11 protein-coding genes are annotated in these 11,230 nt (G+C 70.7%); 3 read left to right on the top strand and 8 right to left on the bottom strand.

Translation table 11 applies throughout. The features are described from left to right. Positions 1-155: 155 nt before the first annotated feature. The 4 genes from IE307_RS46455 to IE307_RS46440 are packed head-to-tail and all read right to left on the bottom strand — an operon-like array spanning position 156 to position 4,683. A complete protein-coding gene (locus tag IE307_RS46455) occupies positions 156-794 on the bottom strand; it encodes an alpha/beta fold hydrolase (protein WP_191305915.1) in 639 nt (212 codons plus the stop codon). 9 nt (positions 795-803) lie between these two features. Continuing rightward, complete coding sequence (locus tag IE307_RS46450; protein WP_191305914.1) at positions 804-3,440, bottom strand: FtsX-like permease family protein; 2,637 nt, start codon at positions 3,438-3,440, stop codon at positions 804-806. Beyond that, the gene (locus IE307_RS46445) at positions 3,437-4,141 is read right to left on the bottom strand and encodes an ABC transporter ATP-binding protein (RefSeq protein WP_191305913.1); all 705 of its coding nucleotides are present in this window, start codon (positions 4,139-4,141) and stop codon (positions 3,437-3,439) included. The genes IE307_RS46450 and IE307_RS46445 overlap by 4 nt, the downstream gene beginning before the upstream one ends. Continuing rightward, on the bottom strand, positions 4,138-4,683 hold the full coding sequence (locus IE307_RS46440; RefSeq protein WP_191305912.1) for a PadR family transcriptional regulator: 546 nt from the start codon (positions 4,681-4,683) through the stop codon (positions 4,138-4,140). Before IE307_RS46440 ends, IE307_RS46445 begins: the two co-directional genes overlap by 4 nt. 122 nt (positions 4,684-4,805) lie before the next feature. Here IE307_RS46440 and IE307_RS46435 point away from each other — a divergent pair, with 122 nt between their 5' ends. Then, a complete protein-coding gene (locus IE307_RS46435) occupies positions 4,806-5,429 on the top strand; it encodes a GNAT family N-acetyltransferase (RefSeq protein WP_229905709.1) in 624 nt (207 codons plus the stop codon). 54 nt (positions 5,430-5,483) lie between these two features. Here IE307_RS46435 and IE307_RS46430 read toward each other — a convergent pair whose 3' ends face one another. Then, positions 5,484-6,092, bottom strand: coding sequence for a maleylpyruvate isomerase family mycothiol-dependent enzyme (locus tag IE307_RS46430; RefSeq protein WP_191305911.1), 609 nt, complete (start codon positions 6,090-6,092; stop codon positions 5,484-5,486). Positions 6,093-6,170: 78 nt separating this feature from the next. Between IE307_RS46430 and IE307_RS46425 the strand changes: the two genes are divergently transcribed. Continuing rightward, positions 6,171-6,590, top strand: coding sequence for a MarR family winged helix-turn-helix transcriptional regulator (locus tag IE307_RS46425; protein WP_191305910.1), 420 nt, complete (start codon positions 6,171-6,173; stop codon positions 6,588-6,590). 14 nt (positions 6,591-6,604) lie between these two features. After that, positions 6,605-7,423: a phosphotransferase gene (locus IE307_RS46420; protein WP_229905708.1), complete on the top strand. Its 819-nt coding sequence runs from the start codon at positions 6,605-6,607 to the stop codon at positions 7,421-7,423. Here IE307_RS46420 and IE307_RS46415 read toward each other — a convergent pair. The 3 genes from IE307_RS46415 to IE307_RS46405 are packed head-to-tail and all read right to left on the bottom strand — an operon-like array spanning position 7,420 to position 11,229. Beyond that, a complete protein-coding gene (locus tag IE307_RS46415) occupies positions 7,420-8,943 on the bottom strand; it encodes a glycerol-3-phosphate dehydrogenase/oxidase (RefSeq protein WP_191305908.1) in 1,524 nt (507 codons plus the stop codon). The genes IE307_RS46420 and IE307_RS46415 overlap by 4 nt on opposite strands. Further along, positions 8,936-10,453, bottom strand: a complete 1,518-nt coding sequence (glpK, locus tag IE307_RS46410; RefSeq protein WP_191305907.1) for a glycerol kinase GlpK — start codon at positions 10,451-10,453, stop codon at positions 8,936-8,938. Before glpK ends, IE307_RS46415 begins: the two co-directional genes overlap by 8 nt. Before the next feature lie 20 nt (positions 10,454-10,473). Next, a complete protein-coding gene (locus IE307_RS46405) occupies positions 10,474-11,229 on the bottom strand; it encodes an IclR family transcriptional regulator (RefSeq protein WP_191305906.1) in 756 nt (251 codons plus the stop codon). Position 11,230 lies beyond the last annotated feature (1 nt).

The raw sequence follows: 11,230 nt of genomic DNA, 5'->3' as shown, positions 1-11,230 counted from the left end.
TCGACGAAAAGCGCGTCGAGTTGACACCCCTACCTGCATGCAGCGAGAGCTGTGGTGCGACTCGTGACGGGACCCCACCGCCCAGGCCGTTTGCTAAGGGCTAAGGACGGCTCGCCTTCGGCGTCGCTTGAGAGCGGCTCGCCTGGATTCCTGCGTCAGCGTGCGTAGGTGGCCAGGAGGGTGGCCAGTTCGTTCGGTTTGCTCAGTGGGGCGTAGTGGCCTGCTGCCAGTTCTACCGGCTTGATGTCGTCCAGGCGGTCTGCGACTACCTTGCGCATGAAGGTCGGGGTGAAGAAACGGTCCTCTGTGCACAGGATGAAGTGCGTTGGCACGTCTGGCATCTTGGCTAGGGGCCACGGTTTTGCCATGGCGTTTTCGGACATGCCTCGGCTGCGTTTTTCTGCTTCTGCTGCCAGGTGTGGGGGGACGTCGTGGTAGTAGACGTCTTCCAGGCCTGGGTCCTCGTAGCCTGTGTTCGCCCACCAGTCTGCCGGGGGTTCGCCTGGGGCCGGGATCATCGCGGTTACCAGGACCAGGGCTGAGGCGTTCAGTCGTTCTGCTGCCAGTGGGGCTGTGAAGCCGCCGAAGGAGTGGCCGACCACCACGATGTCGTCCTCTGTGGACGGTAGGGCGTCGATTAGGGCTGAGGCCCAGTCGGTGAGGTCTTTGTTCTCGTCTTCGATGGGGAGGTCTGGGGCTACTGCGGTGTGGCCCTTGGCCTGCAAGGCGTTGGCGACGAGGTGCCAGGACCAGCCGACGTCGCCGCCTCCGTGCGCTATCGCGAAGGTCGTCATGGGGGCAGCCTATTCTCGGCGTTCGATCGGTAGGCGGGAACGGGTGAAGAGGGCGGCGCCCAGCATTGCGACCGCTGGGACCACCAGCAGTGAGATGGTCGTGGTGGGCCAGGGGATGGTCAGCGGGTTCAGTTCTGGTTGGGGCCAGAGGTCGGCGTAGCCGGCGTTGAGGGCTGCCAGCAGTGCCAGTGCTGAGGCTGCGCCTGCTGCTGTGCCGAGGAGGCCGCCCAGGCCGGCGATGACGCCTGCTTGGCTCAGGGACAGGAGTTTGCGCAGGCTCGGGGTGGCGCCTACCGCTGCGAGGGTGGTCAGGTCCTTGCGGCCGTCGGCTGCTGCCAGGCCTGTGGCGAGGGCTGCTGCCGCGAGGGTGATGAGGCCCGCCACGAGGCCGAGGATGGTGAGGGCCTGTTGGACGTCGGACGCTGTCGGGCGGTCCACGTGCACCTCGTACTCGCCGCCCAGTGCCGCGGTGAGGGCGTCTTGTTCTTGTTCTGTGGGCATGCGGGTTGTGGTGGCGTACATGGTGAACGCGGAGACGCCGTAGCCCAGGGAGCGTGCGGTTTCTTCTGTCATCACGGCCAGCGGGGCCGGGCGGCGTTGTGGGGTCGCGTGGCCCGGGGCCGGGGTTGTGGTGGCTTGCAGGCCGATTGCCAGGAGGACCTTGCCGTCGGAGAGGAGGTTCGGGTTGTTGACGACGATCTTGCCGTCGCGGAGTGCCTGCTGGGCTGCGGGGACGTCGTCGTCGGTCAGGTGGAGGAGGGACTTGATCGCTTCTGGTCTTGCCACGACCAGGAAGCCGTCCGGGGTGGTGTAGGTGCCGAAGTAGCGGTGGGTCCTGCCGACGCCGGTGCAGCGGGTGTCGGCGCGGGCCGAGTTCTGTTCTGCCTCGGTGGGTTCTCTGCGCAGGACGTCGTGGGCGTAGGGGCATTCGCGGTCCGCCGGTGGGCGGATGTGGGCGAAGCACTGGCCGCCGTCGCACGCGAGGAGTTTGAGTTCGTGGGCCTCCGTTGCCGGTGTGGCGTTGCGGATGGCGGTGGCCACCGAGGCCGGGATGGGGGTGGTGCCGGGTTTCGAGAGGTCGTCCAGGCGGAAGACGCTGACGTCGCCCATGGTGCCCGCGAGCTGGCCCGCCTCCTGTTGTGACTGGGAGGTCAGGATGACGCTGACGGCCACCGCGCCGATGACCGCGGCCATGACGGCGGAGATGGCGGGGGCCGCTGCCGTGCGGTTGCGGGAGGCGTCGCGCAGGGCGATGCGGAGAGGCACCGGGAGCCAGCGGCCGGTTTTCGCGAGCAGGCCCAGGAGTGACGGGGTGCAGAGGACCAGGCCCACCTCGGTGAGGATCAGGGCGATCAGGATGCCGACGAACTGCATCTGGACCGCGCTGAAGACGCCCGCGGCCACGCCCGTCGCGACGAGGGTCAGGCCCAGGACCAGCCAGCGGCGGCGGGAGCGGGTGATGCCTCGCCTGCCCGCCAGGGCGGTCACCACGTCCTGGCGCGACGAGATCCAGGCGGGGACCAGGGCCGCGAGCACGCCGGTGATGATCGCCAGCATGGCCAGGGCCGCGAGGGCCGACGGGAAGAAGCGCTGGGCGCCGAAGCGTTCGGCGAGGAGCCATTCGACCACCGGGCGGGTGGCCGCCGCGGTCGCGACGCCCAGGACCACGCCGCCGAGCGCGGCCAGCGCGCCCATGACCACGCCGTCCGCCAGGACTATGCGCCGGACGTGGGCGGGGGAGCCGCCCACCGCGGCCACCAGAGCCAGGTCGCGTTTGCGGCGGCGGGCGCCCACGGCCATCGCCGAGCCCGCCAGCAGTGACATCTCCAGCACGGCCAGGCCCGCCACCAGGACGAGGACCTCGGCGCCCAGTTCGCTGGAGTCAGGGAACTCCGGGTAGCGCTCGGAGGCGGGCGGCAGGTCGGCCAGGACGGTGCGGGAGAGGGCCGCGACGCCGGACTTGTTGAGTTCCTTGACCTTCGACCACGGCAGTGGCGTGGTGATCAGCCAGGAGCGTTCGGCCTGGTCGAACGTGCCGGGCAGCGCGACGACGGTGGTGTTGTCGAGCCTGTCCGGCTCCTCGATCACGCCGACGACGGTGAACGTGCGGCCGTCCTCGGTGGTGAGGGTGCCGCCGAGCGTGGCGCCGGTGCGGTCCATCGCCTTGCGGGACAACGTGATCTCGGTCTTCGTGGTGGCCGGGCGGCCTTCCAGCACGGTGACCATGCCGTGGGTGAGCGGGTTGTCCAGGTCGAGCATGCGGACGCCCGCGCGGCCGACGCCCGCCGTGGTGCGGATGTTGACGCCGCCGCGTTCGACGGGGACCAGGTCGGTGCCCGGGAGCAGGGCGCGGAGGCGTTCCTCGGACGGGGGCTCGCCTTCGGCGCTGGTGGCCGGGATCGCGAAGTCCCTGGTCGGTTCCTGGATGACCGGGCCGTTGTAGGGCCAGCTGACCAGGGCCTGCGCGGCGCCCATGCGGCGGGCGGCGTCCTCGTGCGGGGTGAGGGTGGTCGAGTCGTGGACGATCGCGGTGAACGACAGGGCGGCCACCGGGACCGCGATCAGGGCGATGACGAGGGCCGAACGGCCGGGCGACCTGCGGGCCTCGCGGGAGGCGATGCGCAGTGCCGCGCGCCAGCCGCTCACGGGGTGCTCAGCAGTTCTTCTGGCTGGTCGCGGGACGAGACGTCGACGACGGCGCCGTCGCGCAGGAAGACCACGCGGTCCGCCCAGGCGGCGTGGCGGGCGTCGTGCGTGACGAGGACGGCGGCGGCGCCGGCGTCCACCTTGGAGCGCAGCAGCCGCAGGACCGTCTCGCCGGTGCGGGAGTCCAGGGCGCCGGTCGGTTCGTCGGCCAGCACGAGGCGGCGTTCGCCGATCAGGGCGCGGGCGATGGCGACGCGTTGCTGCTGGCCGCCGGACATCTCGTCGGGGAACCGGTCGGCGTACCCGTCGAGGTCCACTTCGGACAGGGCGATCTCGGCCTGGCGGCGTGACTTGCGCACGCCGTCGAGGTCGAGGGGCAGGGCGACGTTCTCGGCGGCGGTGAGGCTCGCGATGAGGTTGAGGTTCTGGAAGACGTACCCGATCCGCTTGCGGCGCCAGGCGGCGAGCTGCTTGCGGGACAACGACTGCAGGCTCGTGCCGTCGACCAGGACCTGGCCGCTGGTCGGGCTGTCGAGGCCGCCGCAAAGGTTCAGCAGCGTCGACTTGCCGGAGCCGGACGGGCCCATCACGGCGACGAGCTCGCCGGGGGCGACGGTGAGGGAGATGCCGTTGAGGGCGTTGACCGCCGTCTCGCCGGCGCCGTGGATCCGGTGCACGTCACGTAACTCGAGGACGCTCATCTGGGCACCTCGACGTCCGTGGCCGCGGGGACGGGCCGAGGCTCGTAGCGCAGCAGGCTCGCCTCGCAGTGGTCGAGCCAGCGCAGTTCGGCTTCTGCCTGGAAGATCATCGCGTCGAGCACGAGCAGCCACGGCAGGTCGCCCGGCTGGGTCTTGAGCCTCGTGTACTCCTGCAACGTGCGCATCGTGGCGGTGCGCTGCGTCATCACGACCTTGGCGACGTCGACGCCCGGCGTGGTGATCGCGAGGGCGAGCTTGATCGCCACCTCGTCACGGGGCCGGTCACCGCGCTGGACGGGCGTGGCGAACCACTTCCTCAGCTCGTCCCGGCCGCCCGGGGTGATCTCGTAGGGCCGCTGGCCCTCGTTCTCGGGCAGCGCGGCCACCAGGTCGTCGCGCTCCAGGCGCGACAACGTCGTGTAGACCTGCCCGATGTTCAACGGCCACGTGCCGCCGGTGGCCGAGTCGAACGCCACCCGCAGCTGATAGCCGTACATGGGCCCGCGCTCCAGCAGCGCGAGCAGACCGTGTTTGACCGACATACCTACTGAGTATGCATACCGAGTATGTTCCTGGCAACCGGTGACGGCGGAACATGCGTGCGAGCCGGGCTCACATCCGGAACCCTGGTGGCATGCCGGGTGGATGAGGCGAGGTGGGAGGCGTGGCCGGCGCCGCGCGGGGGAGGACGGGAAGGCTGAGCTTGCCGGGGGCGTGGGAGAGACCCGAGGTGCGCCGTGATCCAGGACGGTCGATCCGCGACTACGAGCCGGCGGACGAGGGGGCGTGGCTGCGCTGCCGGGTCCTCGGGCTGCTGGGGACGACCTGCTACGACGACGTGTGGCCCGCCAAGCGCCGCGCCGACCTCGAACTGGTCGCGACCGACGGTGACGTGACCGGTGTGCTGGACGTGTCGGTGCCGGGGGCGGAGGCGACGATCGAGACCGTCGTGGTGCACCCGGACCACCGGGGGCTGGGCATCGCGACGGCGCTGCTCGCGGAGGCCGTGGCGCGGCTGGAGCGGTGCGGTGTGCGCGGGATCGACGCGTGGGCCCGCGAGGACGCTCCGGCACTGGCCTGGTTCGCGCGCAACGGGTTCGTCGAGGAGTGCCGCTACCTGCAGGTGTACGCCTCGCCGGCCGAGGTCGGCACGGCGCTGACCGCGAAGCACGGGCTGGAGCCGGTGGGTGCGTTCCTGCACGCGAGGATCGAACGGGAAACCGAGATGCGCCAACGGTTCGAGCGCGTCCACGTGTGCCGCAGGATGGTGCGCGGACTCGGACCGTGATGCCGCGGGGCGGTCGACGGACTCGACCGTGATGCCGCCGAACTGCGGGCGGGCTCAGACCGTGATGCCGGTGAGCCGCGGGATCGTCGCGGAACGCCCGGCGAGCAGCATGACCAGCGCCTCGATCGGCCCGCTGATCTCGGCGCCCTCGCCCGCGGACCAGTCGGCGTCCGTGGCGACCAGCCGGTGCCCGGCGAACCTGCGGCGCGCGTGGAACGGGAACCCGATCCGCCACAGGTCGTCCGCCGAGACGACGGCGGCGTCGACGGGCATGTGCCGCTCGATGCCGAGCGGCAGGGCGATGTCCTGCGAGTGGACCATCGAGTCCATCAACGCGTTCTTGAGCGTCTGGCCCGGTGCGAGCTTGTGGAACCCGACCGCGCCGCGCAGTTCCGCGACGATCTCGGCGGTCGGTCTGCGCGCCTCGGCACGTGCGGTCTGGTCGACCATGCGGTTGAAGCTCCCGCGAGCCCGGACGAACGCCTTGAGCGCCCCGCCGACGCCGATCCGGTGCGCGAGCGACAGGTGGGCGGCGACCTCGCGCACCGTCCAGCCCTCGCACAGCGAGGGGTAGGTCCACTCGACCTCGGTCAGGCCCGCGAGCAGGTCCGCCGTCGCCGCGCGTTCGGAGTCGATCGTCTGCCAGATCTTCGCCTCGTCCATCGGGCTCTCCTCTTGATTTAGTTCGAGAGGCTGACTACTTTAATCAGAGAATCTGACTAGAACAAGGGGGGCCAACGGGTGAACATCGGTCTGCTGCTCTTCATCCCGAGCCGCGAGGTGGAGAACCGGGTCCTGGCCGCGGTCGTCGAGGCGGGGTTCGAGATCACGCAGGCGCAGGCGCGGGTGCTGATGCGCGTCGGCCCGGACGGGACGCGGCTGACCGAGCTCGCCGAGGCCGCCCAGGTGACCAAGCAGACCGCCGGTTTCCTGGTGGACCAGCTGGAGAAGGCCGGTTACGTCGAACGCGTGCCCGACCCCTCGGACGGCCGGGCGCGCCTGGTGCGCGTGACCGCGAAGGCGGAGGAGGCCGTTCCCGTCGCGAACGCGGAGATGGCCAGGATCGAGGCGGAATGGGAACAGCACATCGGCAGGCGCCGCATGACCCAGCTGCGCGAGGCCCTGGAGATGCTCGGCGAGATCACCGATCCGTACCGCTGACCCGAGTCGTGCCGGTGGCGTTCGACCCGGTCGCACTGACGACGGCGGCGGTCTACCGGGTGGTGTCGGCGGACGGCTCGGCGTTCGTGAAGGTCCTGCGGCGGCCGCACGTCCCGGACGAGTTCAAGGCCGTGGTGGGCGAGCTCCCGTGGCGTGACGAGGCGGAGTTCCTGCTGTCGGACTTCGTGCTGCCACCGGGGATGCGCCGCCCGCGCGTGCTGCGGGTGGACGACTTCGGCGACCGGATCGCGTTGTGGCTGGAGGACGTGCGCTGCGCGGACGTCGAGTGGGACCTGCCGCGGTTCCGGCGGGCCGCGCTGGGACTCGGGCGCTGGGCGGGGCGTCGTTTCGGTGGCGCGCCGGGCAGGGCGTTGCGGACGTTGTACGAGGGCAGGCTCCTGCGGGACGCGTTCCAGCGGCCGCACCACTCGGCCCTCGCGGAACGGGTGCCGGAGCTGCTGGCGCGGCTCGAGGCGTTGCCGCAGGCGAACGGGCACAACGACGCGTGCCCGCAGAACCTGCTGGTGCCGCGGGACGATCCCGAGTCGTTCGTGGTGATCGACGTGACCTGGCAGTGCCCGAACCCGGTCGGCGCGGACCTCGGCCAGCTGCTCGTGGGACTGGCGCAGGCCGGACGGATGGCCGTCGCGGACCTGCCGCCCGTGCGAGAGGCCGTCATCGACGCCTACTGCGAAGGGCTGCGCCTGGAAAACCGTGCTGTGTCAAGGGAAGAGGTCGTGCTGGGGTGTGATGGGACGCTGGCGGTGCGCAGCGCGTTCCACGCGGCACCCGAACTGGCCGGGTACCTCGTGGAACGCGCCATGGCCCTCTAGGAGGCCAGCAGCTCCGACACCCGCGACCGCACCTCGGGGGAGTCCAGGCCGCGCACCATCACGGTCGTGCGGCGGCGCAGCACGTCGTCCACTTCGGACGCCCACTCGGTGCGGCGGGCGTGCTCGACCTGAGCCCAGATGTCCGGGCCGTCCGGGTGGACGCGCTCCAGCAGTGAGGGGTTCTCCAGGCCGAGCGCGACGACCTCGTGCGACGTCGTGCCGTAGTGCGTGGCGAGGTGGCGGACCACGTCGTCGGGCAGCGCGTCGAAGGCGTGGCCCAGCACGGATCCCACGGTGTCTGGCTGCGCGGAACCCGGCAGCGCCACGTCGTCCAGCGGGCCGTCGAACGTGCGGCCGAGCTCGGAGTTCACGCGGGCCAGCACGGTGGAGCCGATCTTGCGGAACGTCGTCCACTTGCCGCCGGCCACGCTGATCATGCCGCCGGAGCCCGCGGTGATCACGGTCTCGCGCTTGGCGTGCGAGGTGTCGCCGGGGCCGCCGGGCAGCACCCGGAGACCTGCGAAGGTGTACGCGATGCGCGAGCGGTCCAGGCCCGTCGCCGCCGTGCCCGCCTCGCCCAGGATCTGGTCGGCGTCGGCGTCGGTGCAGGCGACCGCGGCGGGGTCGCCGTCGTAGGCCTCGTCGGTGGTGCCGAGCAGGAGATGGCCCTCCCACGGGATCGCGAACGACACGCGCACGTCGTCGACGGGGATCGTCAGCGCGGCCTTCCACTCCGAGATCTGCTTCAGCACCAGGTGCGAGCCCTTGGACAGGCGGATCGACGGGTCGGCGGCGGGGTCCTCCATGCGCCGCAGCACGTCGAGCCACGGGCCGGTCGCGTTCACGACCACCTTCGCGTCGACCCCGAACTCGCCGAGCGAGTCCCTCAGGTCCACGCCCGTGACCTTCGCACCGGTCTTGCGCAGGCCGACGACCGAGATGTGGTTGAGCAGCACGGCACCGGCCTCGGCGGCGGCGCGGGCGGCGGTGATCGCCACGCGGCTGTCGTTCATCTGGTGGTCGTAGTACATCGCGGCACCGCGCAGACCGTCGGCGCGCAGGTCAGGCACCCACTCCGCGGCCCTGCGCGCCGACAGGACCTTGCCCGTGCCGTCGCCGAAGCCCGACAGCGCGGAGTACAGCGTGACGCCCGCGCCCAGCACGAATCTGCTGTGCGGGCCGCCCTTGTAGACGGGCACGAGGAACGGCAGCGGGCGCACCAGGTGCGGGGCCAGGCGGTCGCCCAGCGCGCGGCGCTCCTTGTGGTTCTCGTGCACCATCGGCACCGCCGACGGGCCCATCGCGAGGTAGCGCAGGCCGCCGTGCACGAGCTTCGACGACGCGGACGACGTGGCGCCCGCGAAGTCACCGCTCTCGACCAGCGCGACCCGCAGGCCGGACCTGGCCGCGGCCCAGGTGGTCGCGATGCCCAGGATGCCGCCGCCGATCACGACGACGTCGAACTTGCCGTGCTGCAGCTCTTCGCGAGCCCTCGTCCGCTGTGCTGAGAAGTCAGTCATCGTCCTCGTCCATCCACCCGACGGTCCGCTCGACCGCCTTCTTCCACTTCCGGTAGCCCCTGTCGCGAGCGGCCGGTTCCATCGACGGCTCCCATTCGGCCGCCTTGTGCCAGTTGGCCTTCAGTTCGTCCGTGGTGCTCCAGTAGCCCACCGCTAGACCGGCCGCGTACGCCGCGCCCAGGCACGTCGTCTCGGCCACGATCGGGCGCACCACCGGCACGTCCAGCACGTCGGACAGGAACTGCATGAGCAGGTTGTTCGCCGTCATGCCGCCGTCGACGCGCAATGCTGTGAGATCTGCTGCCGAGTGGGCATTCACCGCGTCGGCGTTCATCGCGTCCACGACCTCACGCGTCTGCCACGCCGATGCCTCCAGCACGGCCCGTGCGAGGTGCCCGCGCGAGATGTAGCCCGTCAGTCCCGCGATGACCCCGCGGGCGTCAGAGCGCCAATGCGGCGCGAACAGTCCGGAGAACGCCGGCACGAAGTACGCGCCACCGTTGTCGTCCACCGTGCGCGCGAGTGTCTCGATCTCGGCAGCGGAGGAGATGAGCCCGACCTTGTCGCGGAACCACTGCACCAGCGCGCCCGTCACCGCGATCGCGCCTTCCAGCGCGTACGCGGCGGGTTCGTCGCCGATCTTGTAGCCCACGGTGGTGAGCAGGCCGTTCTGCGACCGAACCGGCTTGTCGCCGGTGTTGATCAGTAGGAACGCTCCGGTGCCGTAGGTGCACTTGCCCTCGCCGGCCTCGAAGCAGGTCTGGCCGAACAGCGCCGCCTGCTGGTCGCCGAGCGCCGACGCGACGGGCACGCCCTCGTAGGTGCCGTACACCTCGGAGGAGGACCGGATCTCGGGGAGCATCTCGCGCGGAACGTCCATCGCGTCCACCAGCTCCGAGTCCCAGTCGAGGGTCTCCAGGTTCATCAGCATGGTGCGCGAGGCGTTGGTGACGTCGGTGACGTGGCGGCCGGTCAGGTTCCAGATCAGCCACGTGTCCATGGTGCCGAACAGGACTTCGCCCCGGTCGGCCCGTGCGCGCAGACCCTCGACGTTGTCGAGCAGCCACCGCAGCTTCGGGCCGGAGAAGTAGGTCGCGAGAGGCAGCCCGGAGCGTTCGCGGAACCGGTCCTGGTCACCGAACTGCCTGATCAACGCGTCCGTGCGCGTGTCCTGCCAGACGATCGCGTTGTGCACGGGCTCGCCGGTCGCCTTGTCCCACACGACCGTGGTCTCGCGCTGGTTCGTGATGCCGAACGCCGCGATGTCGCTGAACGAGAGAGAAGCGTGGGAGAGGGCGTCACGCACGACGGCCTGCACGTTCGTCCAGATCTCGGTCGCGTCGTGCTCCACCCAGCCCGGCCTGGGGAAGATCTGGCGGTGCTCGCGCTGAGCGACCGACACGATCCCGCCGGCTTGGTCGAACACGATGCACCGGGACGACGTCGTGCCCTGGTCGATCGCCGCGATGTAGGCCACCGTGCACACTCCTCTGTGTGAACCATTCGACATTGTCGAACGCTTCCACGGTACTACCAGGAGAGGCCGCCGAGCTCCCTGGAGACGCTGCGAGCTGCCTCACGCACGTAGGAGACGAGCTCGAGGCGGGGTGGCTGCTCGGGGGAGTCGCACAGCCGCTCGACCGGTCCGGAGATGCCGATCGCACCCACGACCACACCGCGCCGGTCGCGGATCGGCGCCGCGACCGACGCCTCGCCCTCGACCAGTTCGTGCAGGTCGTAGGCCCAGTCGCGGTCGCGGACCACGTTCATGCCGGTGTGCAGCTCTTCCGGGTTCAGCGTGTGCCTGGTGAAGGCCTGGAGGTCGCCGTCGGGCCACTCGCCGAACGCCACCAGCGCCTTGCCCAGTGCCGTCGCGTGCCATGGCAGCAACGCCCCGGTGTCGAGCGTCTGCCGGCTGTTGTCCGGCCGGAACACGTGGTGGACGACCAGCACGTGCTTGCCGTGCATCACGCCGATGCGCACGGCCTCGCGCGCACGCATCGCCAGCGTGTCCGACCAGTTCAACGCCTTGGCGCGCAGCTCGTTGCCGTCGAGGTAGGACGTGCCGATCTGGAACAGCGCGGCGCCGAGGCGGTACTTGCCGCCCTCGACCTCCTGCTCGACGAACCCGACCTCCTGCAACGTCCGCAGGATGCCGTGCACCGTCGGTTTCGCGAGGTCGAGGGCGCGGGAGATCTCGCCGACGCTCAACTGGTGCGCGCCGCCGTGCGCGAGCAGCTTGAGGACCTCCGCCGCGCGCTGGATGGACTGAATGGGGCCGGGCACG

Source organism: Lentzea cavernae (genome assembly GCF_014653695.1).
Classification (GTDB): domain Bacteria; phylum Actinomycetota; class Actinomycetes; order Mycobacteriales; family Pseudonocardiaceae; genus Lentzea; species Lentzea cavernae.
The sequence above is the reverse complement of the archived record's forward strand: the minus strand, read 5'-3'. Positions and strand labels throughout refer to the sequence as shown.